We start from the raw sequence: 25,270 nt of genomic DNA on the forward strand, positions 1-25,270 counted from the left end.
GGCGCGGCTGTCCCTGGGCAGCACGCGCCGGCCAACGTGATCAGCCGCCGCGGTTCCACGGGTTCGGCGCCACGTAGATGATCAGCGGCTTGGTCGGAAAGCCCGCCGGGGCGATCTTGGTGATTTCGACCGGGCGGTGGTCCATGCCGTTGAACTGCCAGGTGAAGCTGCGGCCTTCGTTCGTGAAGGTGATGACACTGCCGTAGTCCACGTCCAGCGTGGACCGCGAACCCAGGGTGACCTGGCGCGCGTAGGCCGTGGCGGCCGTCGGCGTGCCGTAGAAGGATTCGCCGTTCCTGAAGGTGTCGGCGTAGGCCGAGAAGGCTGCCGCGGCGAGGGCGGCGAGCAGCGTGGCACGAAGGGTCGATGTCGTTCTCATGGGGGCCTCCAGTTCTTGCGGGTGGCCGGCAACGCGGGGGCGATGCCGATGACGCAAGGGCGCGTCATGAGAACGACTCTAGGAAGCGGCCTGGGTCAATCGATGGTCGGCGGCGTGACGAAACTGCAATGAAGGCGTGCAGGGGCGCGCGTGGTGCCGGGTCGAAGCAGGACGTCGCATGGCCGATGGTCGAAGTGCGCGGCGAAGACCACCGTGCGGCGGGCATATCACCGCATCAAGTGCACGCTGCGATCAGCGCAAGCTCACGTCGGCCACCAGCCGCGTGCCGGCGGCGCGACGCCGGAGATCGTCCACGGTCGATGGCTGCCACACGAAGCGGTCGCCCCAGAACCAACTGCTCCCGACCAGCTCGATGGCGTGCACGTCGCCTGGCGCACCCTCGATACTCAGCTCGGTTCGTTGCCCGTCCCAGTCGACCGCCAACGTGTGTCTGCCCGGCGCGAGGGCCACTCGCACCAGCGACGCGGGGACCGTCGCTGCCACGGGCCGGCCGTCCACCTGGAGTTCGACGACGCGGTGGGCATCCAGCCAGCGATGGCGCAGCACGTACAAGCCCAGGGCGCCGGGGATGGGTTCGAAGCGCTTGGCGTCGGCGTCCGCCGAGGCGGGCGGTACCGAGCCCGGCGTGCACGCCACCTTCTGGCGAGGCCGCCGGCCGAGGCGGCGGCAGTAGGAACCGTCGGCCTCGAGCCTTGCCGGCGTGCGCGTGGCGCACCCTGCCGCGGTCATCCCCAGGGCGGCGAGCCCGCCGAGGGTCAGCGATCTGCGCGCGAGCATGCTCGTCTCCGGCTACTTGAGGGTGAAGCGCGCGGTCGCCGTCTTGCCGCCGACCGTCACGACCGCCACCGCCTTGGTGCCCGGTCCGACCTTGAAGCTGCCGGTGGCTTCGAGCCTGTCGCCGGCCGGCTTGAGCTCGACCTCCTGCTTGTCGGTGCCCGACAGCAGCGTCAGCTTGCCCTTGGCCTGGCTCGCGTCCATCGGCTTGCCGTGGTCGCGCAGATGGAGCTGGATCACGGTCGGCTTGGCCACGAGCTCGAAGTCCATGAGCTTGGTCGCGGTCACGACGCCGCCGTGCATCGGCTTGTGGTCATCGGCTGCGTGGTGGTGGTCGCCGGCGGCGAAGGCGGAGCCGGCCAGTGCCAGGGTGATCGAGGCGACGAGGGTCTGGGTTTTCATGAGGGTCCTTTCGGGGTGGGTGGAAGAGATCACAGCGCCTCGGCGTCCTTGTCGTCCATCAGCGCCTCGGCCGGCTTGCGGCCGAAGAGCCAGAACATCGCGGGCGTGAGGAAGGTGTCGAGCAGCGTCGAGCTGATCAGGCCCGAGAAGATCACCACCGCCACCGGGTGCAGCACCTCGGTGCCGGGGCGTTCGGCCTCCAACAGCAGCGGCGCCAGCGCGAAGGCCGTCACCAGCGCCGTCATCAGCACCGGGCTCAGGCGCTCCAGCGAGCCGCGGACGATCATCTTCTGGTCGAAGGCCTCGCCCTCGAAGCGCATCAGGTTGATGTAGTGGCTGATCTTCAGGATGCCGTTGCGCACCGAGATGCCGGCCAGCGTGATGAAGCCGACCAGCGCCGCCACCGACAGCGGCTGGCCCGACAGCCACAGCCCGAGCACCGCACCGACCAGCGCCAGCGGGATGTTGACCATGATCAGCGCCGACAGCGCCGCCGATTTGTAGCGGCTGTAGAGCACGACGAACATCAGCGTCAGCGACACGATCGACAGCAGGCCGACCAGCCGCGAGGCTTCCTCCTGGGCCTGGAACTGCCCGCCCAGGGTGATGAAGTAGCCCTCGGGCAGCTTGGTCTCGGCGACCACTTGGCGGATGTCGGCGACGATCTCCGACAGCGCACGGCCCGAGGCATTGGCCGACAGCACGATGCGCCGCTTGCCGTCGTCGCGGCTGATCTGGTTGGGCCCGTCGCCGTCCTCGATCGTCGCGATCTTGGCCAGCGGGATGCGGCCGCTGGGCGTCTCGATCAGGATGCCGCCCAGGCCCTCCACCGAGCGTGCCGATTCCGGCAGTTTCACCACCAGCGCGAAACGCCGGCTGCCCTCGACGATCTGGGTGATCTTCTCGCCCTCGACCAGGCCCTGCAGCGTGCCCAGCACCTGCGGCGCCGGCACGCCGTAGCGCGCGGCCGCCGCGTAGTCCACACGCACCTTGATCTGCGGCGCCAGCACCTGCTTCTCGATCTGCAGGTCGGCAATGCCGGGGATGGTGGCCAGCTTCGCGCGCAGCACATCGGCCTGGCCGCGCAGCGCATCGAGGTCTTCGCCGAAGATCTTGACCGCGATCTGCGAGCGCACGCCCGACAGCATGTGATCGATGCGGTGCGAGATCGGCTGGCCGATCTCCAGCGCCGCCGGCAGGTTGACCAGGCGGGCGCGGATGTCGGCCTTGACCTCGTCCATGCTGCGCGTCAGCTCGGCGGTGGGGACGAGGCCCACGTCCAGCTCGCTGACATGCACGCCCTCCGCGTGTTCATCCAACTCGGCCCGGCCGCTGCGGCGGCCGACGTGGGTGACCTCGGGCACCTGCTTGATCAGGACTTCGGCCTGGCGTGCCAGTGCCGAGGTCTCGGCCAGCGTCACGCCCGGGTTCAGGCGCAGGCCGATCAGCAGCGTGCCCTCGTTGAACGGCGGCAGGAAAGTGGTCGGAAAGAAGGGTACGGCCACCGCCGCAACCATCACCGCCGCACCCGCGGCGGCCATGGCCGCCTTGGGCCGGTCGAGCACCGCCTGCAGGCTGCCGCAGTAACGCGCCTTCAACCAGGCCAGCACCTTGGTGTCGCCATGGTCCAGGGTCTTCATCCGCGGCAGCAGGTAGAAGCTGAGTACCGGCGTGACCGTGACCGACACGATCAGCGAGGCCAGCGTCGAGACGATGAAGGCGATGCCCAGCGGCACAAACAGCTTGCCTTCCAGCCCCGGCAGCGCGAACAGCGGGATGAAGACGAGCACGATGATGACCGTCGCGTAGAGGATGGCCGAGCGAACTTCCATCGTCGCCCGCGCCACGACCTCGATCGGGTGCATGCGGTGATCCGGGTGCTTAGCGCGGTCTTCCTTCAGGCGCCGCAGCACGTTCTCCACCCCCACCACCGCGTCGTCGACCAGGCCGCCGATGGCGATCGCCAGGCCGCCCAGCGTCATGGTGTTGATCGACAGCCCGAAATACTTGAAGACCAGCGCGGTGATGAAGATCGATACCGGGATCGCCGTCAGCGCGATGACGGTCGGCCGCAGCGTGCCGAGGAAGAAGAACAGGATCGCAGCGACGAAGATCGAGGCGCCGATCAGCTTGCCCTGCAGCGTGCTGATCGAGGCCTCGATGAAGCTGGCCTGGCGGAAAGTGACCTGCGGCGCCTCCATGCCGGCCGGCAGCGAGGCCTTCAGGCCGGTGAGTGCGTCCTCGATGGCGAGCGTCAGCGCGATGGTGTCGGCGGTCGGCTGCTTCTGGATGCCCAGGATGACGGCCGGCTTGCCCTCGAAGCCGGCGTCGCCGCGCTTGGGCGCCGCGGCAAAAGTCACTTCGGCGATCTGGCGCATCAGGATCGGCTGGCCGTCCTTCGCCGTCAGCGCGAGGTTGTTCAAGTCGTCGAGGCGCGAGGTGCGGCCCAGGTTGCGGATCAGGTATTCGCGGCCGTTGAGTTCGAGGAAGCCGCCCGAGGTGTTGCTGGAGTAGCCCTTCAGCGCAGCTTCGAGCTGATCGTGCGTGATGCCCAGCTCGGCCATGCGGGCGGTGTTGGGCTGCACCTGGAACTGGCGCACCTCGCCGCCGATGGGAATGACCTGCGCGACGCCGGGCACCGACAGCAGCCGCGGCCGCAGCACCCAGTCGGCGTACTCGCGCACGGCCATCGGGCTGATCTTCTGCGGATCGACCGGAATGGCGATCTGCATGATCTCGCCCATGATCGAGCTGATCGGCCCCATGTGCGGCGTGACGCCCTCGGCGACGCTTTCTTCCATGCCGGCGAGCCGCTCCGACACCAGTTGCCGGGCGCGGAAGATGTCGATGTCCCAGTCGAAGGTGACGTAGAGGAAGGACAGGCCGGCCGACGAGATCGAGCGCACCGACTCCACGCCGGGCAGGCCGTTCATGGTCGTCTCGAGCGGGAAGGTGATGAGCTGCTCCACCTCCTCGGCGGCCATGCCGCCGGCCTCGGTGATGATGGTGACGGTGGGCTTGTTGAGGTCGGGGAACACGTCCACCGGGGTGCGCGAGAGCGTGAACGCGCCATAGGCCATCAGCACCACGCTGGCGATGATCACCAGCAGCCGGTTGCCGAGGCTGTTGTCGAGGAGCCACTTGAACATGGTGGCTTCCTCAGCGGACCTGGTTGATCAGCGTCGCGCCCTGGGTCGCGACACGATCACCCGGCTTCAAGCCCGAAGTCACGGCGGCGTTGACGCCGTCGAGCGGCTCGGTGGTCACGCTGCGCGGCTCGAAGCGCTCCGGCGCGGTCTTGACCCAGACGATGGTCTGGTTGGCCGGGTTCTTCATCAGCGCGGCGACCGGCACGGCGATGCCTTCGATCGTCTTCTTCGTCTGCACGAAGACCTGCACCGGCTGGCCGACGGCCAGTTGCGCGAGCGTCGGGCCCTCGGCGCGGAAGGCCAGCGGCAGCGCCTGCTCGCGCAGGCTGCGCGAGGCGCCGACGAAGACCAGGGGTACGCGCTGCTCGCCGACGGCGAGCGTTGCGCCGCCGATGTCGGACGCGAGCGCGGCGTCGAAGGCCAGCGCCTCGATGCGCAGGCGAGAGGGATCGACGATCTCGAAGACCAGTTCGCGGGCATCGACCACCTGGCCGGCGACCACGTTGGCCGAGGCGATCACGCCGGACACCGGCGCGACCAGCGTCTCGCGGGTGGCGAGGCCGGCGCCGACCGCGGCGATGCGCGCCCCCAGGCTGGCCGATTCGCTTTCCGCCGCCTCGATCTCCTTGCGCGGCACGGTGTCGGCCAGCTCCTGCAGGCGCGCGACGCGCTTGTCGGCCAGGGCCTTGGCCGCGCGCAGCTCGGCCAGCTGGGCGGCCTGGTTGGAGCGCTCGATCGGCGCGGCCGACGGCAGCACATAAGCGAGCACCTCGCCCTTGCGCACCGTCTGCCCGAGGTTGGGCAGGCCGCGCGGCCCGGGTTCGATGCGGCCGGCGTTCAGGGCCTGCACCTTGCCGCCGGCGTTGGGGTCCATCAGCACCCTGGCGTTCAGTTCCACCGTGCGCGGCAGCGTGGCGGCCGCGGTGACGAGGGTGCGTACGCCGAGCTGGCGCTGCGCCGGCTTGGGCAGGAAGACGCTGCCGTCGGGCTGGCGCTGCGGGCCGTTGGCGCTGGGCGCGGCCGTGCCGTCGCCGTGGTCGTGGCCTTCGCCGGCCCGCGCCGCGTGGGGCCCGGCCAGTGCGATCAGCAGCCCGAGGCTGGTGGCGATCAGCGCGCGCTTCATGCCGCACCCCCGGCGCGAACGCCGCGCGCGCCGAGCATGCGACGTGCGGCCCAGCCGAGCAGGGCCAGTACGGCGAAGCCGGCGGTGGCCCATAAGGCGTATTCCTTCAACGAATGCGCGTGCTCGGCCTCGTCGGCGTGGGCCTCCTCGTGGATGTCCAGCTCGCCGGCCAGCAGGTCGGCCTCGTTGCCGGCGGTCACGGTCGCGGTGATGGGCAGCACACCCGGCTTCGGCGCCTCGGGCAGCAGCACCTCGTACTCGCCGTCGCCATGGGCTTCGGCCTTGAACTTGGCGCCGCTGATCTCGAGCTCGATCTGCGCGTCGCGCACCGGGTTGTTGTCGGCATAGCGGTCGAGGTAGAGGGTGATCTGCTGGCCGCTGAGCACGCCGACGAGCTCGAACAGTTCAGACTCGGCGGTGAAGCGCGGCAGCGCCTCGCCGACGGCCGAGGGGGCGGCGTCGCCGTGGTCATGGTCGCCGGCGGCGCGCGCGGGCGGAGCGGCGAGGAAGGCGGCGACGAGGATCGCGGCCAGGAGGTGCGGGAGGTTCATGGGGAGGGTCCTGAAGGATTCGGTGTGTGGCGTCGATGCAGCGTCACTGGGGCATGAGACCCAGCGCCTGCCGCCACGCGGAGATCGCCGCGGCGAGTTCGATGCGGGTGCGCGCGGCCTGGCGTTCGGCTTCCGCGGCTTCGGCTTCGATGCGCAGGCGCGTCGGCAGGTCGGTCTCGCCGAGGCGGAAGGACTTGTCGAAGAAGCCGCGCGATTCGCGCGCGAGCAGGGCACGGCGCTCGGCGGCGGCGAGCTGGGTGCGCGAGGCGTCCACCCGCACGCGCGCGGCTTCGCGTTCGGCGCCCAGGCGTTCGCGCTCCAGCGCCAGCTGGGCCTGTGCCTCGGTCGCTTCGGCGCGTGCGCTGGCGGATCGGGCATCGTGCCGCGGGCCGCCGCCAAAGGGGATGCGCACGCCGAGCGTCAGGGTCTGCTGAGACGACTCGCCGAAGGCGCCGCGGTCGCGGGTGGTCGCCAGCATCAGCTCGGGGCTGGCGCGCGACTGCGCCGCGGCCAGCGCCGCGCTGCCTTCTGCCACCGCGGCGCGGTCCCTCAGCTCCTGCAGCGCCGGGTGCGCGTCGGTCTCGGCCGAGGCCGTACCAGGGTCTGGCTCGGCGGCGGCACCGGCGGTTACGGTGGCAGCGGGCGCACGGCCTGCCAGCGCGCGGAGTTGCTGCCGGGCCGCAGCCAGTGCGGCTTCGGCCTGTACGAGCCCCGACTCGGCTGCCGCCACCGCACCATCGGCCAGGTGCTGGTCGGCGCGGGCCAGATCGCCGGCGCGAGTCCGCCTGGCCACGTCGGCAGCGATGCGGCGCGTGTTGTCGAGCTGATCGCGTGCGCTCTCAGCCTCGATGCGGGTGCGCTGCCATTGCCACCATGCGTCGCGGACCGCCGCCGCCACGCGCAGCTGCGCGGCAGATGCACGGCTTTCGATCGCCGCGCCTTCGGCGTCCGCCAGTGCAGCGCTCTTGCTGCGCTCGCCGGGCAGCCACAAGGGCACGGCAACGCCGACCTCGAGTTCGCGCGCGCCCTGGTTGCGGTTCAGGCGGTCGGTCTTGTTGGACAGCTCCAGCGCTGCGGGTTCAGGGGTCCAGGCCTGCGCGGCCTTCTGCCGGGCCCTGGCCGCGTCACGGTGCGCCTGCAGGGCAAGGGCCTCAGGCTGGCGCGCCCAGGCGGCGTCGAAGACTTGCCGGAGGTCAAGAGGCTCTTCGGGCGCGGGTTGCGCCATGGTGGTCTGGGCCTGCGCCGCCCATGCGCAGGTGGCCCATGCGGCGGCCACGGCGGTGCGTCGCAGCCATGCGGTCGTTCGAGTTCTTCGGTGCATCCGATGCTCCAGTGTCGAGAACAAGCCACGGGAGATCGGCGAGCGGCGACCAGAAGGTCGCGTCGTGCCTGCGCGGGCCGCATGCTGCGGCCGGCGCTCAGGCGCGAACGGGTTTCAGGAAGAAAAGCGACCCGCCTCGCCGATCAGGCGAGGGGACGCCACTGGGGGCGTTCGGGTCGGGGCGGCGCGAGGGCGCCGCTGTGCACGTCGATGCGGATGTCGGGCGACGTGCTGCCGATGACGGCGGCCACGAGGCAGACCGGTGCCGGCATGCCCGAGCACTGGCCGTGGCAGTGGTGGCCGTCGGCGTCGATCGAGCCGCCTGCATCGCCGTCGGGCGCGTCGGGCGGTTCGCCGTGGTCGTGGCCGTGATCGTGATGCCCGAAGTGCATCTCATGGCTGCCGCTGCCGTGCGCGTCGTAGTCGGCTGCCTGCGCCCAGGCGAACTGGAGCGGCAGCAGCACGAGCAGGAGGATGGAGAGCCAGCGACGCACGGAGCGCAGTCTAGCGGCTGCGCGGCCCGGCGGCACGACGCCATCCCGACCGGCGTGAAGGGTGACGCGGCATGGCATCGGTCGGGCCCCGTCAGCCGCAGCACGACCCGGGCTCGCCTGCGGCGGCCTGGACCGGCGGGCAGGGCACCGACCCGTAGGAGCAGAACACGCAGCAGTGGCCGGGCCGCGGGCGCAGCAGCCGGCGGCACTGCGGGCATTCGTGCAACCACAGGCAGCGGTCGGTCGGCATGGTCTCGGTCGACCGGTGGCCGCAATGCGGGCAGGTCAGCGCCGAGGTCAGGACGACCGCACTCATGGCGTCACGGGACCGGCAGCGGCCGGTCGCAGCTCGGTGGTGGCCTGGCGCACGACGGACGCCGCCGCGGCGATCGCGAGGCTGCCCATGATCGCGGCGACCGCGAGGTCGGGCCAGGCGCTGCCGGTGCCGAACACACCGAGCGCCGCGGCCATCACGGCGAGGTTGCCGATGGCGTCGTTGCGGCTGCACAGCCAGACCGAGCGCATGTTGGCGTCGCCCTCGCGCCAGGCGTAGAGCATGGCGGCGACGGCCACGTTGGCAAGCAGCGCCAGCGCGCCGATCGCCCCCATGGTCACCGGCTCGGGCACCGTACCGGTGGTCGCGGACCAGGCGGCCCGGGTCAGCACGAAGACGCCGAAGGCGCCCATGGTCAGGCCCTTGAACAGCGCGGCGCGTGCGCGCCAGCGCAGGGCCATGCCGAGCACGAGCAGCGAGATGCCGTAGTTGGCCGCATCGCCGAGGAAGTCCACCGCGTCGGCCAGCAGCGACACCGAGCCGGCGTGCAGGCCGCCGGCGAGCTCGATGCCGAACATCATCGCGTTGACGATCAGCGCGGCCCACAGCACGCGGCGGTAGCGCGGGCTCCGGACGGCGGATGGGGTGGCGCAGCCGTGGCTGCAGCAGGGCTCGCTCATGGGCTGGTCCGAGGCATCATGGTTCGCATTGGAAACCCTGTAGCGGCTCCAGAGTCAAGCGTTAGCATCGTGTCGCCTTCCCTCACCATCGCCCCGCCTCCCGGAACCTCAGCCATGCTCGACTTCCTGCGCGTCACGGGCCTGTTCTTCGTCACCGCGGTGGCCGAGATCGTCGGCTGCTACCTGTCGTGGCTGGTGCTGACGCAGGGCCGGCCGGTCTGGTGGCTGCTGCCGGCCGCGGGTGCGCTGGCAGCCTTCGCCTGGCTGCTGACGCTGCACCCGAGCGCGGCGGGGCGGACCTACGCGGCCTACGGCGGCGTCTACGTGGTGGTGGCGCTGCTGTGGCTGTGGCAGGTCGACGGTGTGGCGCCGACGCGCTGGGACCTGGTCGGCGGTGCGGTCTGCCTGGCCGGCATGGCGCTGATCGCGCTGCAGCCGCGCGCTGCCTGAGTCGGAGGAGACGGCGATGAAGATCGGTGAACTGGCGGCCGCGGCGGGGACCCCGGTCGAGACCATCCGCTACTACGAGCGCGAAGGGCTGCTGCCGACGGCGGCGCGCACCGAAGGCAACTACCGCATCTACGGGCCCGGGCATGTCGAGCGGCTGGCCTTCGTGCGGCACTGCCGGTCGCTGGACATGGCGCTGGACGAGGTTCGCGTGCTGCTGCGCGTCAAGGACGCGCCGCAGGCCGGGTGCGGCGAAGTCAACATGCTGCTCGACGAGCACATCCACCATGTCGCCACGCGCATCCGGGAGCTGCGGCAGCTCGAGCGGCAGCTGAAGTCCCTGCGCGCGCAATGCGGCGGGGCGGGCGAGGCGGCGCGGTGCGGCATCCTGGACGGGTTGGCGCAACCGGTGGCACGGGCACCGGCGGGCGGGGTGCATGTCGAGGGTGCCCACGGTCGTTCCGGGGGCAGGCGCGCCGCCGATCGCCGTCGGGGATCGGCCGGCTGAACGCCCTGGCGTGCAGGAGAGAGGCGATGGATCCGAAGCAGCATTGGGAGCAGGTGTACGGCGGCAAGGCGGCCGATGCCGTGAGCTGGTTCGAGCCGCATGCGGCCACCTCGCTCGCGCTGATCGAGCAGGCCGCGCCCGGCGGGAGCGCCCGGATCATCGACGTGGGCGGCGGAGCCTCGACGCTGGTCGACGATCTGCTGCTCGCTGGCTACCGCGACGTCACCGTGGTCGATCTGTCGGCGGCGGCCCTGGCCGCGGCGCAGGCTCGATTTGGGGCCGGTGGCCCGGCGGGTGCACTGGCTGGTCGGCGACATCACGTCGATGGACCTGCCGGGACTGCCCTACGACCTCTGGCACGACCGGGCGGTGTTTCACTTCCTGGTCGAGGAGGCGGCGCGACGTGCCTATGTGGCGCAGGTGCTGCGCGCGGTCCGTCCCGGCGGCCATGTGATCGTCGCCACCTTCGGGGCGCGGGGGCCGACGCAGTGCAGCGGCCTGCCGGTGAAGCGGTACGACGCCGACGCCTTGCACGACGAGTTCGGCAGCGCCTTCGATCTGGTCGAACACCGGGAACACGAGCACCGCTCGCCGGGCGGCGTGGTCCAGCAGTTCGTGTACTGCTACTGCCGCAAGGTCCTGACCTAGTCTCTGACGGAGGCCAGTCGGGGCGGTCAGCTCGACCGCAAGCGCAGCAGGTGGTCGGTCTCGCCCTTCTTGACCTCGACGACGGTGTCGAGCGCTTTGAGCATCTCGGTGAAGCTGGCGTAGCCGTGGTCCTTGGTGTCGAAGGTCGGGTCGAGGCGCTTGATCATCGGCCAGACGTTGGCCTTGTTCACCCAGGCCTCGCCGCGGGTTTCGGCGAGCAGGCGGAGCGCTCGCCGGAGCATGTCGGCCGCCGGGTCCGCGGGCGGCGGTGCCGCCGCGTCCCTGGCTTCGGCGGCGGCTTGGGCCTGCGGTCCGGGTTCGGGCTCGACGAGGGTGTCGTAGTAGCGGAACTCGTGGCAGCTCTTGGCCCAGTGCTTGTTGGTGTTCCGGCGGTTGCCGATGCCGATGAGGGTGCGGCCGGCGGCCTTGATCTTCTGGGCGACGGGCATGAAGTCGCTGTCGCCGCCGATGATGATGACGGTGCCGATGTGGGCGAAGCGACTGATGTCCTCGGTGGCGTCGAGGCAGAGCTTGATGTCGGCGCCGTTCTTCGCCGACGCGCCGGGAGGAAAGAGCTGGATCAGCTCGACGGCGCTCTGGAGCAGGGCGTCGCGGTAGCGGCCAAAGAATTGCCAGTTGCCGTAGGCGCGGTTGATGGCGACCGGACCGAAGGAGGCGGCGAGCTCGACCAGGGCCTGCACGTCGATCAGCGGTTCCTGGGCCTTGAAGCGGTTGTCCGGCTTGGCGTAGGCGCCTTCGCCGTAGCGGGCTTCGACGAGCCCTGCGTGCAGGTTCTCGAAGTCCCAGTACAGGGCCACCGATCGGTTGTCGTCGTTGTCGTTCGGGGTCAAGCGCTTCTCCCTCCCGTTCTTGTCGAAGGCATCGTAATGCCTCCGGGCGAGGTTCCCGTGCGCGGCAGCGTTGGGCCCGATGGAGGCGACGCGGGTGGGCGTGCGGCCGGGTCAGCCGCCAGGTCCTGGTGGGCTATGGCGTGTCCCCGCGGAGCGGGGCCGGGCTGTGGCGCTGCGCGTCGAGCCGCCGGCTGTGCCGGCGTCTCGCCCCTGACGGGCTGCCATCCCTCACGCGAATCCAGTCAGGCCGGCGGGGCCGGCTGAAGCACGCGGCGGCCCTGTCCCGTGCCCGGGGATCGCGGGCCTGGTTTCCTTCACGCTGCGCGTGAACGAGGCCCGCTTGGCGAACTGACCGGCTTGCAGGTCGCTGCGCTGCGCTCCGCTCGGTGCGGCGCCGGCCAGATCGCCACCCCGGTCACCCGCCATGCCCGATGCCGGGCCGCTGAAGACAGGGTCAGACAAGTGCTCGCAGCGGCTTTGCCGCTGCACAGCCAGCGATCAGCGGCTCGACCGCCGTGCCATTCGCTCGCCTGCGGCGCCCTCGGTGGCACGTCGGCCGCAGGGCCGCCGCTGCTCGTGAGCCTTCGGTCGGCTGCGCTGCAGCCGCTGCGCCAGGCGGGCTGGCACAGCGGCCGCGACGCTGCGCCGACCAAAGGGGCCGCCGGGGCGCCGGTCGTCCCACCGCGCTCCCCCCACGGCGCCCCCGTCAATGGATGAGGGGGACTTGTGGGGGGATCTCATGGCGGTGGGTCGGGAAACCGGCTCACTGCCTCGGCTGCTGCTGAACCCCACCCATCCCCCACCCCTTCCCGTGAGGGAAGGGGCCGTGCCCACCCCCCGCCCGCCCGTGGGCGGGAGCGAGGAGAGCCAAGCAGAAGGATCAGTTTTCAGCAGCCAGGACGGGTGCGGCGGGTCCTTCGGATGAGGAGTTCATCATGGCTTTCGTACGTGTCGAACAACGCAATGCGCACCTGGCGGGCGCGGTCCGGCTGGTGTCGGTGGCGGGCCGGGACGGCCCCGTGAGCAAGGCGACGCTGACCGCGATCAGCAACACCCGCAAGGGCAGCGGCGACAACCGCGGCGAGGAGGCCACGGCGATCCAGTGGACGCTGTGGGGCAAGCAGGCCGAGAACGCGGCGCAGTACCTGGGCAAGGGCAGCCACGTCAACGTGGTCGGCCGGGTGCAGAACAACAACTACGAGCGCGACGGCGAGACGGTCTACGGCATGGCCTTCACCGCCGAGGAGGTCGACTACCTCGATACCAAGGCCCAGAGCGAGGCGCTGCGCGCCCGCCAGGGCACGGGGCCGGAGGAGGGCGACGGCGCCCCGGCGCCGGCCGCCGCGCGCGGCAAGTCCGCGAAGGCCCGCAAGGCCGGCGCCAAGGCGCCCGCAGACGAGGCCATGGATTCCGCGACGGCCTGAACCCTGAGGTCGGTGCGCCGGGCCTCGGTCCGGCGTGCCGTCCTTTCATCCATCGATCCCGAAAGGAACCGACATGCACGCGACCCCCACACTCGCCACGCGCTTTGCGCGCAACACCCGCGTCCTGCGCGGCGACAGCCCGCTGAGCGAAGACCAGATGCGCACCGCCGCGCCCTCGGTGTTCGCCGAGGGCAAGCACGCCAGCCGCTCCGAGCGCTACACCTACATCCCGACCATCGAGGTGCTGCGCGGGCTGCGCAAGGAGGGCTTCGAGCCCTTCATGGTGGCCCAGGGCGCCAGCCGCATCGAGGGCAAGGCCGAATTCACCAAGCACATGATCCGCATGCGCCACGCCGGGCAGGTACAGGCCCGGCCCGAAGCGAACGAGATCATCCTGATCAACAGCCACGACGGCGCGAGCAGCTACCAGATGCTGGCGGGCCTGTTCCGCTTCGTCTGCTGCAACGGCCTGGTGGTCGGCCAGGTGGTCGAGGACATCCGCATCCCGCACAAGGGCAACGTGCAGGGCGAGGTGATCGAAGGTGCGTTCCGGGTGCTCGACGAGTTCGAGGCGGTCGAGGCCTCGGCCGAGGGCATGAAGGCGCTGACGTTGCGGCCCGAGGAGCAGACCGCCTTCGCGACCGCGGCGCTGGCGCTGCGCTTCGGCGAACGGGGCGAGGACCAGCCCCCGCCGCCGGTGACCGCCGCGCAGTTGGTCGAGGCGCGCCGGCCCGAGGACCTCGGTCAGAGCCTGTGGACGACTTTCCAGCGCGTGCAGGAGAACGTGATGCGCGGCGGCCAACCCGGGCGCAGCGCGCAGGGCCGCCGGCTGCACACCCGGCCGGTCGGCAGCATCGACCGCGGCGTGAGCCTGAACCGGGCGCTGTGGGTGCTGGCCGAGGAGATGCGGCGCATCAGGGCGGCGGCTTGAGGCCGTGATCCCGTGGCCGGGGCGATGACTTCGAACCCGAAATCATCGCCCCGCATCGCTGCGGCCGGCGCGAGCATCGAGCCGCAGCGTCCAGACCGGGTGCGCCCGGCACCGCTTCGAGGACTTCCCCATGAACTCCGCCCAGCACATCGACACCGAACACGACGGCTACCGCGCGCGTTCGAGCGTGGCCACCGCCCAGGGTGCCCAGGCCTTCACCCGCCTGCTGCGCCTGGCCGAGACGCGCGACTCCGGGCAGACCGTCCGCGTGGTGCGCTTTCTCGCGGCGACCTACAACGCACAGGCCTTCCCGCTCGACCCCTTCGAGCTGCGCGCCGTCGATGTCGCGATCAGCGACGACATGCTGCTCTGCCTCGATGCGCTGCGGTGGGGGCAGGCCGACCTGCATACCCTGGTGCCCGACGGCGACCGGCGCCTGCAGGCCGTCATCGCACGTTGGGGCCTGCGCTGGCCCGAGGGCGGGTGATCGGCCACCGATGACTTTCCCCTGAAAGTCATCGCTGCCAGGACCGCGATCCGCGTCGATCATCGACCGGGCATGGTGCCCGCGCTGCGCCTCGCGCGACGCTCGCCGGCCGGCGCTTCGCGTCGGCCGGCTCGCAGGGTCCGGTGCCGCCTGTCGAGGTCGGCCCCCGGGCCCGGCAGGGCACCGTGCCCACCCCACGGGTCGGTGGTCCGCGATCCGCTCGCAGGAGTGCGTGCCGATGAAGACCCTCGTGCTGTGCAACCAGAAGGGCGGCGTCGGCAAGAGCGCCGTCGCGACCTTGCTGGCTCATCACCTGGTCCAACGCGGCCGGCGCGTGCTGGCGATCGACCTGGACCACCAGGGCAACCTGAGCAAGCCGCTGCGGCTGTCGGGCCGTGCGAGCCCGAGCGAAGCCACAGCCGACGCGCTGCTGACCGGCGCGCCGCCGTCGCTGCCGGACCAGCCCTTCGTGCTGGTGCCCGGCGACCGGGCGCTGCTCGGCCTGGAGCGGCAGCCGGCGCTGCACACACCCTTCGCGCGGCATTTCCGGACCTTCCTGGCGAGCGTGGACGCGGACTTCGACGTGTGCGTGATCGACACCAACCCGAACCCCGACATCCGGGTCATCGCCGCGCTCGCCTCGGCCGACTTCGTGCTGTCGCCGATCCAGCTCAACCAGGAGGCGATGGATGGCGTCAGCGGCCTGCTCAACCACGAGCGCGTCGGCCTGCGCAAGATCAAGGCGGTGCTGAACCCGAAGCTCGCGCTGATCGGCCTGCTGCCGACGATGGTCGAACCCACTCCGTTTCAGAAGGCGAACTTCATTCAGATCGTCCAGCAGTACCACCCGCTGATGATCCGCATCGGCGACGGGCCCGGCGACTTTGCGTCGATTCCCCGGCGCTCGTGCATCGCCGAGGCCCAGGCCGACGGGGCCGTGCTGTGGGAGATGAAGAAGACCGCGGCGCGCGATGCCTGGCGCGAGATCGAGCCAAGCCTGACGCGCATCGCCGCGATCGTGACCGGGGCGGTGCCCGAGGTTCGCCGCGCGGAGGCCAGCGATGCCGCTGCAGCTTGACGACCTGGCCGGGCTCGACGCGCCGAGCCCGACCGCGAGCGGCGAGCCGCTGCAGTTGCCGGTCGCCGACATCGACGAGGACCCCGAGCAGCCGCGGCACGAGTTCGATGCCAACGCGCTGCAGGAGCTGGCAGCGACGATCCGGGAGCGGGGCGTGCGCCAGCCGATCTCGGTGCGGCCGCACCTGCAGGCCGCAGGTCGCTGGGTGCTGAACTTCGGTGCGCGGCGCCTGCGCGCCTCGAAGCTCGCCGGGCTCGACACGATCCCCGCCTTCGTCGACACCACCGCGGACCGCTACGACCAGGTGATCGAGAACGAGCAGCGCGAAGGTCTGAAGCCGCTCGAGCTGGCGCTGTTCGTGCAGAAGCGCCTCGCGCTCGGCGACCGGCAGGCCGACATCGCGCGGCAGCTCGGCAGGAGCCGGCAGTGGGTCACCCTGGCGACCGCGCTGATCGAGGCGCCGAACTGGCTGCTGCAGGCCTACCGCGAAGGCCGCTGCCGCGGCATGAACGAGCTCTACGAGCTGCGGCGGCTGCACGGTAAGCATGCGGGCGCCGTCGAGGCGTGGACCGCGCGCGAACGGTCGATCACCCGCGACCGGCTCGCGGCGCTGCGGGCCGAACTGTCGGCCACGGTGGCACCGGACCCGAGCGAAGCCACCCGGCCGGGAACGCCGCCGCAGCCTGTCCGCCAGGCAGAAAGTCCGGTCGAAATGGACGAGTCACGTTCACCACGCTCCACCAAGCGCATCCATGTCGAGTTCGACGGTCAGGACTACCAGCTCGTCGTGTCGGTGGCGCCGGAGCAATCCGGCCATGTCTACGTCCGCCCGCTGGTCGGCGGCCCGCGCCGGCTCGCGCCGGCCGCGTCGCTGAAGTTGCTCGGCTTTGTCGATGGCTGATTTGTCACTCCGATGGACAGGCTGACGTGAGCAGAGAACATGATCCGAGGCTGTATGCGGCGCAATTGCGATACGCTGCCTGCATGAAGACCGCCACCATCCCTTCCCTCCGTGTGGAGCCGGAGTTCCGTGCCGAGGTCGAGGCCGTGCTGGGCGAGGGCGAGACGCTGTCGGAGTTTGTCGACGCCGATGTCGTGTTCGAGGCGCTGCAGCGCAAGCTCGACGCCGCGCGCGCCAAGCAGGCGAAGACACGCCGGTGAGCGACCGGGTCCGCCTGACCCGTCAGGCCCGGGACGACCTCGACCGCCTGTTCGACTTCATCGTCGAGCGCAAGCTGGCTCGGGACGGCGGTGATCTGGATCTCGCTACCCAGGCGCTGGCCGCCATCCGCAGGGGGATCGACACCCTGTAGGCCTCGCCCTTCACCTGCCGCAAGGCGGGCTGGAGCCCGTTCCTGCGCGAGCTGATCATCCCCTTCGGCCGGGCCGGCTACGTCGCGCTGTTCGAGGTCGAGGACGCCGCCACGGTCGCGGTCCTCGCGGTGCGGCACCAGCTCGAAGACGACTACCACTGAGGCCGCCGCCGCTTTGATGCGGTGTGGTTCGTGTTGTCCATCGGATGGACATCGGTGGCCATTGACGCTGCCGGCTCGCGCGAGGAATTCCGGGACGCTGTCTCGGAAATGAGGTCGGTCTTCCTGGGCGCAACCCTGCTGCGCTCGTGCTCACCGCGAGCTGCGCGGAAGGCGAGGGCGATGATTCTGAGGTCGGAATCATCGGTCGTGCGACCTCGATCCGGGCCAATACTGAATGCGTAGGTGAGTGCAGAGATAGGCGGCCTGCCGCCGGCTTGTGAAGCTCCGCTTGCCTCGCATCGCATCGCATCGATTGCTCGGACCATGAACACCCCGACTCACGAGTTCGTTACGGCAGACATGCGCGGCCTGAAAGCCGCGCTGGTGGCGCGCGCGCAGGCCGAACGGGTCAGTGTGTCGGTGGTGGTCCGTCGGGCGGTCGAGCGCGAGCTGGGCCTCGTCGACGCGTCGCGTGCGCCCGCCGAGGCGGGACGATCAGCGTCCTTCACCGGATCGACCGTAAAGCTGTCCATCCGATTGACACGCGGCGAGGCCGAGCAGCTCGATGGCGGAGCGAAGAATTCAGGCCTGTCGCGCGGTGCTTTCCTTGCAGGCTTGCTGGCCGACGTGCCGGCGTTGTCGGGTCGGTCGGGCAGCCGCCCCGTCTGCCTGGCTGCGCTCACGGCATCGAGCGCCGAACTCTCGACGCTGAGCCGGAGCATCAACCACCTCACCGCGCTGCTGCGTCAGGGCAATGTGCGGCCTGCCCTGGAGTACCGCCGCATGCTCGACACGCTGGGCGACGACGTGCGGGCGCATCTGACCCTGGCGGCCGGCGTCCTGGCCGACCTGCGGCCCGCACGCTCATCTGCCGGGCGTGGCGAGTCAAGGCGACCCGCGGCCTCGTGAAGCGAAGGAGATGACATGTCTCAACGACCCGACATCGACGGCATCCTGATCCAGTGGGGCGATCGGCTGTTCTACCCGGGCAACCGGATCGTCAAGAGCCAGCCGCAGCCCAAGCTCGGAGCCCTCGCGGCGCGTCAGCGTGCCGCGGCCATCCGCGAGCGCATCGAGGCCACCGTCGTTCGCCGCGTGCCGCAAGTGATGGTCAAGGTGACCGGTGGTGGGCGCGGCATGAAGGCCATCGCCGCACACTTCCGCTACATCAGCAAGAACGGCCGGCTCGAGATCGAGGACGAGCGTGGCGAGACGACGCGCGGCAAGGAGGCGCTGCGCGAGCTGGCCAACGACTGGCGTTTCGGCGGCAGCCTGATCGAGGACGTGAGCGATCGGCGGGAGGCGTTCAACATCATGCTTTCGATGCCGCGGGGCACGGACCCTCTGACTGTGCAATGGGCCGCGCGCGAGTTCGCCAAGATCGAGCTGGCCGACCACAAGTATGTGATGGTGCTGCACGACCACCAGGCCAACCCGCATGTGCACATCAGCGTGCGGGCCGAGTCGAAGCATGGCCGGCGTCTGAACCCGCGAAAGACTGACCTGCATCGGTGGCGTGAGACCTTCGCCGAGAGGCTGCGCGAGCGGGGTGTTGAGGCCGAGGCCACGCGACAGGCGACGCGGGGCAGCAGCCGCAACTATGACCCGCTGTGGCGGATCAAGGCGCGGGAGGACGGGCGCCTGCGAACCACGCAGGCAAGCGTGAAGGCAGGTCAGCGCGCCACGGCGACCCGCGTGGAAGTCGCTCAGTCGTGGACGCAACTGGGAAGAGCTCTGGCGGCATCCGGCAACGCGGGAGACCGCGACCTCGCACGCTCGATCGCGCGCTACGTGAGGGACATGCCCGCAGCAAGAACGAGCGTTGACGTGGACAGGGGGTCGGCTCCGCCCGCTTCTCAAGTGCGGGCAGTCCTCGATCTACATCGCTGAGGGGGCTGACGTTGATCCATAGCGCCCCTCGGGTGGGGCCGAAGAGTTGGTGTTGGCGGTCGCAGCCAGCCGAGAGCAATTGCGCAGGGGGTGTTCCCCGAGAGGAGTTCGGCAACTGAGTTCGGTAGAGTCCAACCCAGGGAGGCCGAAACCCAATGAGGCTGGTACGAAACGCGGGGAATGACCGAGTCCTTGACCTGATCCAGGCGCATCTGGCGCCCGGCCGACGGCTGGATCTGATGTCCGGCGCCGCGTCGCTGTTTGCGTTCGAAGCCATGCGCGCTTCGGCATCGGCCCTGGCCGGTACCCGTTGGATCGTCCCCGGCGCGGGTGCCGATCTGGCGCTGCTGGGCGGTGAGGCCGACCGGCCAGCGCGCAACCGGCTGCAGGCTGCCCATGTGGCGCGGCAAATGGCCGAATGGTTGCGTCAGGCGGCCGAAGTTCGCGCTGCTGCCGGCTCCATCCCGCAAGGCCTGGCCGTCATTCATGACGAACGGGGTGCGCCGGTGCAGGCGGTTCACGGCTCTTTCGGCCTGTCCACCGACGGCCTGGGCCTGACGCCCGGCAACCCGCTGGCCTTCATCCAGGCGTCTGAATCAGCCACCGAGAGCCAGATGCTGGCGCAGTGGTTCGACGCGCAGTGGGCAGCGTTGGGCCAGCGCGGCGACGACAAGGCGCAGCTGCTGGCGCAACTCGAATCGCTGGCGGCGCCGCGAGACGCGGCCAGCGTGTACGCCGCAGTGCTGTTCCATCTGCTGCAGCGCGACGGGCAGGAGATGGACGAAGACCGCATCGTCAAGGCGGCGACCGGCATCCGCAACACCGTGGTCTGGAAGAAGCTCTACAAGTTCCAGCGCGACGGCGTCGTCGGCGCGATCGACAAGCTCGACCGCTTTGGCGGCTGCATCATTGCCGACAGCGTGGGCCTGGGCAAGACCTTCGAAGCGCTCGCGATCATCAAGTACCACGAACTGCGCAACGACCGCGTGCTGGTGCTCGCCCCCAAGCGCCTGCGCGACAACTGGACGCTGTACAAGGCCAACGACCAGCGCAACGTGCTCGCGTCGGACCGCCTCAACTACGACGTGCTGAACCACACCGACCTGTCACGCGACGGGGGTTTGTCGGGTGACATCGAACTCGGCCACGTGAACTGGGGCAACTACGACCTCGTGGTCATCGACGAGTCGCACAATTTCCGCAACAAGAAGTCGCCCAAACAAGGCAACGAGACGCGTTACGACAGGCTGATGCGCCGCATCATCCGCGAAGGCGTCAAGACCCGCGTGCTGATGCTCTCGGCCACGCCCGTCAACAACCGGCTGGCCGACCTGCGCAACCAGATTGCCTTCGTCACCGAAGGCGACGACACGGCGCTGTTCGACCACGGCATCGCCAGCATCGACAGCACCACACGCCGGGCGCAGAAGTCCTTCAACCGCTGGCTCGAACTGCCGGAAGAAGAGAAGACGCCTGCGCTGTTGGTGGACATGCTGGGCTTCGACTACTTCACGCTGCTGGACCACCTGACCATCGCGCGGTCGCGCCGCCACATCGAGAAGTACTACGGCATCGAAGAGACGGGGCGCTTTCCCAGCCGCTTACGGCCTATCAACATCAAGGCCGACGTTGACCGCGCCGGCGAGTTCCGCCCCATCAAGGAGATCAACCTCGAGATCCGGCGGCTCAGGCTGGCCAGCTACGCGCCGCTGCGCTACGTCAAGGACGGCCGGCTCGCGGCCTACGACCAGAAGTACAGCACCGCCATCCGCGGTGGCGAGAGCATCTTCCGCCAGGTCGACCGCGAAGAAAGCCTCATCCACCTGATGCGCGTGAACCTGCTCAAGCGTATGGAAAGCTCGGTCTATTCCTTCGCGCTGACGGTGGGCCGTCAGCTCAAGGACGTGGACACCACACTGGCGCGGCTGGCTGCCTACAAGGCGGGCAAGGACGGTGAACAGGGCGATGCGGACGAGTTCGAAGAACTCGACATCGCCGACGTCGACGTCGACGATCCGTTGTTCGAACCGCTGCTGGTCGGCCGCAAGGTCAAGGTGCTGCTGGGCGACCTGGACCTCGCTCGCTGGCGGCAAGACCTCACCGAGGATCGCAACCGCCTGGCCACGCTGCACGCCGCGGCCCTGCAGGTGGACGCCGGCCGCGACGACAAGTTGCTGAAGCTGCGAGAACTCATCGCCGACAAGGTGCGCAACCCGATCAACGCGGGCAACCGCAAGCTGATCGTGTTCACGGCCTTCGCCGACACGGCCGGCTACCTGTACGAGCACCTGGCCGGCTGGGCCCGCGACCAGCTCGGCATCGACAGCGCGCTGGTTACCGGCTCCGGCGGCAACCAGACCACGATGCCCGGGCTGCGCCGCGACCTCGGCAGCATCCTTACGACGTTCTCGCCGCGGTCCAAGGAGCGCCCGGCGGCGCTGGCCGACGAGGGCGAGCTCGACCTGTTGATCGCCACCGACTGCATCAGCGAAGGCCAGAACCTGCAGGACTGCGACTGGCTCGTCAACTACGACATCCACTGGAACCCGGTGCGCATCATCCAGCGCTTCGGCCGCATCGACCGCATCGGCTCGCCCAACACCAGCATCCAGCTGGTGAACTTCTGGCCCAACATGGAGCTGGAGGAATACATCAACCTCGAACAGCGTGTCAGCGGCCGCATGGTGCTGCTGGACGTGTCGGCCACCGGCGAAGAAAACCTCATCGAGCAGCAATCCGGCGACCCAATGAACGACCTGGAGTACCGGCGCAAGCAGTTGCTGAAGCTGCAGGACGCGGTCATCGACCTGGAAGACCTGTCCAGCGGCGTGTCGATCACCGACCTGACCTTGACCGACTTCCGCATCGACCTGGCCCGCTACCTTAAGGCGCATCCCGGCAAGCTCGAAGCCATGCCCTTGGGTTCCAGCGCCGTGGTCACCACCACCGAGGCCGACCTGCCCGCGGGCATCCTGTTCTGTCTGCGCGCCGAGGGCGCAGCCGCCGAACGTGCCGTCGAACCGGGCTACCCCTTGGCGCCGGTGTACCTGGTGCATGTGTCCGACAGCGGGAGCGTGCTGCTGCCCTACACCCAGGCCAAACACGCGCTGGACCGGTTCAAGCGGCTGTGCGTCGGGCGCGAGCTGCCCGACGCGGTGGCCGTGGCCCGGTTCGGCAAGCAAACCCGCCACGGCGCCGACATGCGCCATGCCCAGGGCCTGCTGGCGGCGGCGGTGTCGTCCGTGGTGGGCAAAAGCGCCGAGCGCGCCGTCGCCAGCCTGTTCGACCCCGACGGGACGCATGCGCTGAAGGGCGAGTTCGCCGGCATGAACGACTTCGAGGTGCTGGCCTACCTGGTGGTGCTGACCGGGTCCGATGCCGCCGTGGCGGATGCTGGCCCCGCTGCGGTTGTCTGACGCCGGGTATGACGGTCAATGAGCTTCTTCAAGTGCTGCAACTGCCCGAGTCCACCCGGGTGCAGCAGCGTGTACCCAAGAAGCTGCTGATCGAACATGGCGCGGCAACGCCGCAGGACAAGCGCCTTATCCAGGACGGCGTCGACGAGATCACCTGGCTCGCCTCGCTGAAACCGCACCTCACCGGCGTGCCGGCCTACGAGGACGAGCACCGCCACTACCGCGAGGCGGCGGTGCTGAGCCTGACGCTGCGCCCCGGCACCCGCCCTGCGCGGCTGGTGGAACTGCTGCACCGCGCCGTGCCGCACCCGGTGCTGTTGGCGACGACGGTGAACCAGACCTTGAGCCTGTCGGTCGCACACCTGCGCAAATCGCAGACCGAGGCCGACCAGACGGTGCTGGACGGGCCGCTGTTGTCGGTGGCCATGCCTGCGGACGGCGGTGACGCCACCTTCCGCGCCGCGCTGTCGCTCGCCGGCCAGCCCCGCTCGGACCTGTACGCGCTGGTGCAGGGCTGGATGGACACGCTGGCCGCCCTGGACGTGGCGCAGGAAACCGGAACCTTCCAGCCCAGCGCCAGCCGCGAGCAGGCCGCAGCACGGCACGCCGCCCTGCAGCAACTGCGCCTGCTTCGCGCCCAGGCGGCTGAGCTTCGGAACCGCGCCGCCAAGGAGCGTCAGCTCGCCCGCCAGGTGGCGCTGAACGAGGAACTGCGGGCGGTGCAGGCCCAGGCAGAGCAGCTGCGCCAGCAACTGGACGGCGGCGCCGCATGAGTGGCGGCGCCGGCGTGGTGGGCACGGTGCCATGGGCTGCGATGATGTGGGCCGTGCTGGCTCCTGGGACGACGAACGCCGCGACTTGCGCCACGACATAAGACCGACTGAGAACCGAACGATGCCTGTAGAGAAGATCGAACCCGGCGCGCCTGAATCGCAGAGTGCAGACCTGCGTGCCGACAACCTGGCCCGCTTGAAGGCGCTGTTCCCGGAACTGCTGACCGAACGGCAGGTGGACGGCCGCACAGTGCCGGCCGTCAACGTGGACGTGCTCAAGAGCCTGGTCGGCGATGCCACGGTGACCGATGCCGACGAGAAGTACGGCTTGAACTGGCATGGCAAGCGCGCCGCACGCCAACTGGCCCTGACGCCCAGCACCGGCACTCTGCGACCCTGCCGCGATGAGAGCGTTGACTGGGACACGACGCAGAACCTGATGATCGAGGGCGACAACCTCGAGGTGCTGAAGCTGCTGCAGAAGAGCTACGCCGGCAAGGTGAAGCTGATCTACATCGACCCGCCGTACAACACCGGCAAGGACTTCGTCTACCCGGACAACTTTCAGGACAGCATCAAGAACTACCTGGAGCTGACGAGGCAGGTTGAGGGTGGCAGAAAGATCACGAGCAACACGGAGGCCAGCGGTCGGTTCCACACGGACTGGCTCAACATGCTGTATCCGCGCTTGAGGCTGGCGCGTGCGCTGCTCAAGCCGGACGGTGTCGTATTCATATCAATCGACGATCGTGAGTTGAGCCACCTACGATCACTCGCCAATGAGGTGTTCGGCGAAGAGCGCTTTATCGCGACGATCACGGTTGTCAATAACATGAAGGGGCGCAACGATAAGAAGCACGTTGCAGCGACGCATGAGTACGTCGTTGTTTACTCAGGACCCGACTTTGTCTCGAACGGTCTACCGTTGACGGCTGAACAGCGCGCTGCCTTTAAGTACACCGACGAGAGAGGATTCAAGTACGCACTGCGGGACTTACGGAAGCGGGGCGGTCCTGACCGCCGAGAAGACCGCCCAAATATGTACTTTCCAATTTTCTGGAATGAGGGGCTCGGTCTTTGCAGGTTGGAACGACAGGCTGCTACAGATGTCGAGATCCTTCCGATCCGCGGTGACGCTTCCGAAGGACGCTGGCGTTGGGGTATCGACAAGGTGCGTCAGCACTTGGCTTGGATGCATCCAAAGCGTTCGCAACGCAGCGGCAGGCTTGATGTGGAGCATCGGTTCTACTTGGATGCATCGCTCGCTGTTGACGACGATATCGAAGGTGACGAAGGCGACGACGAAGACGAGGAAACGATCGAACGCACGTCAAAGCCGAAGTCTGTCTGGCTTGGAGGCGAGTTTTCAAGTGACAGCGGCAAGCGAGCATTCAAGGAATTCCTTCCTGGCGCAGTCTTCGACTTCCCAAAGGCCATCGACTTTCTGCGTACATGCGTGCTTCTCGGCTCCCGTGGAGACGACATCGTCCTCGATCTATTTGCGGGTTCAGGCGCTGCTTCGCAGGCGGTTATGCAGCAGAACGCGCTTGACGGCGAGAAGCGGCGGTTCATCTGTGTTCAGTTGCCCGAGCCGCTAAATCCATCGGATAAGAAGCAAAAGGCCGCGGCTGCGCTCTGCGACAAGCTCGGGGTTGCACGCAATGTGTCCGAGCTGACCAAGGAGCGTATCCGACGCGCTGGCGCCAAGATCAAAGCTGACAGCCCATTGATCGATGGTGACACTGGATTTCGCGTACTGAAGCTTGATCACTCGAACATTCGGCCTTGGAATCCGGACCGCGGAGACGTAGGACGGTCACTGCTTGATCATGAGAATCATGTTTTGCCTGATCGCACTGAAGACGACTTGCTCTACGAATTGCTCCTGAAGCTTGGCCTTGAGCTGTGCGTCCCGATGCTGCAACAGTCCATTGCAGGGAAGACCGTGCACGCCATCGGTGGCGGAGTGTTGATGACCTGTCTGGACAAGGCCATCACCGCCGCCGAGGCCGAGCCGCTCGCGCTCGGCATCGCGGCCTGGCGCAAAGCGCTCGATCCGGCCGGGGACGTGACCTGTGTGTTTCGCGACAGTGCCTTCGAGAACGACGTGGCCAAGACCAATCTGGCCGCCATCCTCGAACAGCACGGCATCGCCAAGGTGCGGAGCCTTTGAC

At 69.1% G+C, this 25,270-nt stretch carries 25 protein-coding genes and 1 pseudogene; 15 read left to right on the top strand and 11 right to left on the bottom strand.

Annotation, left to right across the window (positions count from 1 at the left end):
* Window positions 1-40: 40 nt before the first annotated feature.
* The 10 genes from ASC67_RS01860 to ASC67_RS01905 form a co-directional block, all read right to left on the bottom strand.
* Window positions 41-379 carry a CzcE family metal-binding protein gene (locus ASC67_RS01860; protein WP_056314593.1) on the bottom strand — a complete coding sequence of 113 codons (339 nt, stop codon included), beginning with the start codon at window positions 377-379 and terminating at the stop codon, window positions 41-43.
* Window positions 380-631: 252 nt separating this feature from the next.
* Window positions 632-1,177, bottom strand: coding sequence for a hypothetical protein (locus ASC67_RS01865; protein WP_056314594.1), 546 nt, complete (start codon window positions 1,175-1,177; stop codon window positions 632-634).
* Between the two features lie 12 nt (window positions 1,178-1,189).
* Window positions 1,190-1,576: a hypothetical protein gene (locus ASC67_RS01870; RefSeq protein WP_056314595.1), complete on the bottom strand. Its 387-nt coding sequence runs from the start codon at window positions 1,574-1,576 to the stop codon at window positions 1,190-1,192.
* Between the two features lie 29 nt (window positions 1,577-1,605).
* On the bottom strand, window positions 1,606-4,725 hold the full coding sequence (locus tag ASC67_RS01875) for an efflux RND transporter permease subunit (protein ID WP_056314596.1): 3,120 nt from the start codon (window positions 4,723-4,725) through the stop codon (window positions 1,606-1,608).
* A 10-nt stretch (window positions 4,726-4,735) separates the two neighbouring features.
* Window positions 4,736-5,848, bottom strand: coding sequence for an efflux RND transporter periplasmic adaptor subunit (locus ASC67_RS01880; RefSeq protein WP_056314597.1), 1,113 nt, complete (start codon window positions 5,846-5,848; stop codon window positions 4,736-4,738).
* Window positions 5,845-6,399, bottom strand: coding sequence for a hypothetical protein (locus ASC67_RS01885; protein WP_056314598.1), 555 nt, complete (start codon window positions 6,397-6,399; stop codon window positions 5,845-5,847). Before ASC67_RS01885 ends, ASC67_RS01880 begins: the two co-directional genes overlap by 4 nt.
* A gap of 43 nt (window positions 6,400-6,442) precedes the next feature.
* On the bottom strand, window positions 6,443-7,720 hold the full coding sequence (locus ASC67_RS01890; RefSeq protein ID WP_056314599.1) for a TolC family protein: 1,278 nt from the start codon (window positions 7,718-7,720) through the stop codon (window positions 6,443-6,445).
* 143 nt (window positions 7,721-7,863) lie between these two features.
* Window positions 7,864-8,214, bottom strand: coding sequence for a hypothetical protein (locus tag ASC67_RS01895; RefSeq protein WP_056314600.1), 351 nt, complete (start codon window positions 8,212-8,214; stop codon window positions 7,864-7,866).
* Window positions 8,215-8,305: 91 nt separating this feature from the next.
* Window positions 8,306-8,530 carry a GDCCVxC domain-containing (seleno)protein gene (locus tag ASC67_RS01900; protein ID WP_056314601.1) on the bottom strand — a complete coding sequence of 75 codons (225 nt, stop codon included), beginning with the start codon at window positions 8,528-8,530 and terminating at the stop codon, window positions 8,306-8,308.
* On the bottom strand, window positions 8,527-9,168 hold the full coding sequence (locus ASC67_RS01905) for a cation transporter (protein ID WP_056314602.1): 642 nt from the start codon (window positions 9,166-9,168) through the stop codon (window positions 8,527-8,529). The genes ASC67_RS01900 and ASC67_RS01905 overlap by 4 nt, the downstream gene beginning before the upstream one ends.
* Before the next feature lie 114 nt (window positions 9,169-9,282).
* Between ASC67_RS01905 and ASC67_RS01910 the strand changes: the two genes are divergently transcribed.
* From ASC67_RS01910 to ASC67_RS21160, 3 genes are all read left to right on the top strand, one after another.
* Window positions 9,283-9,618 carry a YnfA family protein gene (locus ASC67_RS01910; protein ID WP_056314603.1) on the top strand — a complete coding sequence of 112 codons (336 nt, stop codon included), beginning with the start codon at window positions 9,283-9,285 and terminating at the stop codon, window positions 9,616-9,618.
* A gap of 16 nt (window positions 9,619-9,634) precedes the next feature.
* Entirely contained in the window at window positions 9,635-10,123 is a 489-nt protein-coding gene (gene cadR, locus ASC67_RS01915) for a Cd(II)/Pb(II)-responsive transcriptional regulator (RefSeq protein ID WP_056314604.1), read from the top strand.
* 282 nt (window positions 10,124-10,405) lie between these two features.
* Entirely contained in the window at window positions 10,406-10,771 is a 366-nt protein-coding gene (locus tag ASC67_RS21160) for a class I SAM-dependent methyltransferase (protein WP_310731962.1), read from the top strand.
* Between the two features lie 26 nt (window positions 10,772-10,797).
* On the opposite strand, the gene ASC67_RS01925 is transcribed toward ASC67_RS21160, so the two are convergent.
* Window positions 10,798-11,622, bottom strand: a complete 825-nt coding sequence (locus tag ASC67_RS01925; RefSeq protein ID WP_056314605.1) for an NYN domain-containing protein — start codon at window positions 11,620-11,622, stop codon at window positions 10,798-10,800.
* A gap of 935 nt (window positions 11,623-12,557) precedes the next feature.
* Here ASC67_RS01925 and ASC67_RS01930 point away from each other — a divergent pair.
* From ASC67_RS01930 to ASC67_RS01980, 12 genes and pseudogenes are all read left to right on the top strand, one after another.
* Window positions 12,558-13,046: a single-stranded DNA-binding protein gene (locus tag ASC67_RS01930; protein ID WP_056314606.1), complete on the top strand. Its 489-nt coding sequence runs from the start codon at window positions 12,558-12,560 to the stop codon at window positions 13,044-13,046.
* A 73-nt stretch (window positions 13,047-13,119) separates the two neighbouring features.
* Window positions 13,120-13,977 (top strand): DUF932 domain-containing protein, encoded by an 858-nt coding sequence (locus ASC67_RS01935; RefSeq protein ID WP_056314607.1) that lies wholly within the window; start codon window positions 13,120-13,122, stop codon window positions 13,975-13,977.
* A gap of 130 nt (window positions 13,978-14,107) precedes the next feature.
* Window positions 14,108-14,464 carry a hypothetical protein gene (locus ASC67_RS01940; RefSeq protein WP_056314608.1) on the top strand — a complete coding sequence of 119 codons (357 nt, stop codon included), beginning with the start codon at window positions 14,108-14,110 and terminating at the stop codon, window positions 14,462-14,464.
* Window positions 14,465-14,702: 238 nt separating this feature from the next.
* Complete coding sequence (locus ASC67_RS01945) at window positions 14,703-15,542, top strand: ParA family protein (protein WP_056314609.1); 840 nt, start codon at window positions 14,703-14,705, stop codon at window positions 15,540-15,542.
* Window positions 15,526-16,443 (top strand): ParB/RepB/Spo0J family partition protein, encoded by a 918-nt coding sequence (locus ASC67_RS01950; protein WP_056314610.1) that lies wholly within the window; start codon window positions 15,526-15,528, stop codon window positions 16,441-16,443. Before ASC67_RS01945 ends, ASC67_RS01950 begins: the two co-directional genes overlap by 17 nt.
* 83 nt (window positions 16,444-16,526) lie before the next feature.
* Window positions 16,527-16,703 carry a YlcI/YnfO family protein gene (locus ASC67_RS20835; RefSeq protein ID WP_164481699.1) on the top strand — a complete coding sequence of 59 codons (177 nt, stop codon included), beginning with the start codon at window positions 16,527-16,529 and terminating at the stop codon, window positions 16,701-16,703.
* A pseudogene (locus ASC67_RS01955) lies at window positions 16,700-17,017 on the top strand (type II toxin-antitoxin system RelE/ParE family toxin). The gene ASC67_RS20835 and the pseudogene ASC67_RS01955 overlap by 4 nt, the downstream one beginning before the upstream one ends.
* A gap of 324 nt (window positions 17,018-17,341) precedes the next feature.
* Window positions 17,342-17,926, top strand: coding sequence for a hypothetical protein (locus ASC67_RS01960; protein WP_156466616.1), 585 nt, complete (start codon window positions 17,342-17,344; stop codon window positions 17,924-17,926).
* A gap of 15 nt (window positions 17,927-17,941) precedes the next feature.
* Window positions 17,942-18,907, top strand: a complete 966-nt coding sequence (locus tag ASC67_RS01965) for a relaxase/mobilization nuclease domain-containing protein (protein WP_056314612.1) — start codon at window positions 17,942-17,944, stop codon at window positions 18,905-18,907.
* Window positions 18,908-19,062: 155 nt separating this feature from the next.
* Window positions 19,063-22,323 carry a helicase-related protein gene (locus tag ASC67_RS01970; RefSeq protein ID WP_056314613.1) on the top strand — a complete coding sequence of 1,087 codons (3,261 nt, stop codon included), beginning with the start codon at window positions 19,063-19,065 and terminating at the stop codon, window positions 22,321-22,323.
* Between the two features lie 32 nt (window positions 22,324-22,355).
* Entirely contained in the window at window positions 22,356-23,096 is a 741-nt protein-coding gene (locus ASC67_RS01975) for a DUF4391 domain-containing protein (RefSeq protein WP_235566191.1), read from the top strand.
* Window positions 23,097-23,217: 121 nt separating this feature from the next.
* Window positions 23,218-25,269: a site-specific DNA-methyltransferase gene (locus ASC67_RS01980; RefSeq protein ID WP_056314615.1), complete on the top strand. Its 2,052-nt coding sequence runs from the start codon at window positions 23,218-23,220 to the stop codon at window positions 25,267-25,269.
* Window position 25,270 lies beyond the last annotated feature (1 nt).

The organism is Methylibium sp. Root1272, from assembly GCF_001425905.1.
In the GTDB taxonomy this organism is placed as follows: domain Bacteria; phylum Pseudomonadota; class Gammaproteobacteria; order Burkholderiales; family Burkholderiaceae_C; genus Methylibium.

Coding starts and splice junctions, on each gene's coding strand:
- ASC67_RS01860 (WP_056314593.1), bottom strand. CDS start 379: ATGAGAACGACATCGACCCTTCGTGCCACGCTGCTCGCCGCCCTCGCC.
- ASC67_RS01865 (WP_056314594.1), bottom strand. CDS start 1,177: ATGCTCGCGCGCAGATCGCTGACCCTCGGCGGGCTCGCCGCCCTGGGG.
- ASC67_RS01870 (WP_056314595.1), bottom strand. CDS start 1,576: ATGAAAACCCAGACCCTCGTCGCCTCGATCACCCTGGCACTGGCCGGC.
- ASC67_RS01875 (WP_056314596.1), bottom strand. CDS start 4,725: ATGTTCAAGTGGCTCCTCGACAACAGCCTCGGCAACCGGCTGCTGGTG.
- ASC67_RS01880 (WP_056314597.1), bottom strand. CDS start 5,848: ATGAAGCGCGCGCTGATCGCCACCAGCCTCGGGCTGCTGATCGCACTG.
- ASC67_RS01885 (WP_056314598.1), bottom strand. CDS start 6,399: ATGAACCTCCCGCACCTCCTGGCCGCGATCCTCGTCGCCGCCTTCCTC.
- ASC67_RS01890 (WP_056314599.1), bottom strand. CDS start 7,720: ATGCACCGAAGAACTCGAACGACCGCATGGCTGCGACGCACCGCCGTG.
- ASC67_RS01900 (WP_056314601.1), bottom strand. CDS start 8,530: ATGAGTGCGGTCGTCCTGACCTCGGCGCTGACCTGCCCGCATTGCGGC.
- ASC67_RS01905 (WP_056314602.1), bottom strand. CDS start 9,168: ATGAGCGAGCCCTGCTGCAGCCACGGCTGCGCCACCCCATCCGCCGTC.
- ASC67_RS01910 (WP_056314603.1), top strand. CDS start 9,283: ATGCTCGACTTCCTGCGCGTCACGGGCCTGTTCTTCGTCACCGCGGTG.
- cadR (WP_056314604.1), top strand. CDS start 9,635: ATGAAGATCGGTGAACTGGCGGCCGCGGCGGGGACCCCGGTCGAGACC.
- ASC67_RS01930 (WP_056314606.1), top strand. CDS start 12,558: ATGGCTTTCGTACGTGTCGAACAACGCAATGCGCACCTGGCGGGCGCG.
- ASC67_RS01935 (WP_056314607.1), top strand. CDS start 13,120: ATGCACGCGACCCCCACACTCGCCACGCGCTTTGCGCGCAACACCCGC.
- ASC67_RS01940 (WP_056314608.1), top strand. CDS start 14,108: ATGAACTCCGCCCAGCACATCGACACCGAACACGACGGCTACCGCGCG.
- ASC67_RS01945 (WP_056314609.1), top strand. CDS start 14,703: ATGAAGACCCTCGTGCTGTGCAACCAGAAGGGCGGCGTCGGCAAGAGC.
- ASC67_RS01950 (WP_056314610.1), top strand. CDS start 15,526: ATGCCGCTGCAGCTTGACGACCTGGCCGGGCTCGACGCGCCGAGCCCG.
- ASC67_RS20835 (WP_164481699.1), top strand. CDS start 16,527: ATGAAGACCGCCACCATCCCTTCCCTCCGTGTGGAGCCGGAGTTCCGT.
- ASC67_RS01960 (WP_156466616.1), top strand. CDS start 17,342: ATGAACACCCCGACTCACGAGTTCGTTACGGCAGACATGCGCGGCCTG.
- ASC67_RS01965 (WP_056314612.1), top strand. CDS start 17,942: ATGTCTCAACGACCCGACATCGACGGCATCCTGATCCAGTGGGGCGAT.
- ASC67_RS01970 (WP_056314613.1), top strand. CDS start 19,063: ATGAGGCTGGTACGAAACGCGGGGAATGACCGAGTCCTTGACCTGATC.
- ASC67_RS01980 (WP_056314615.1), top strand. CDS start 23,218: ATGCCTGTAGAGAAGATCGAACCCGGCGCGCCTGAATCGCAGAGTGCA.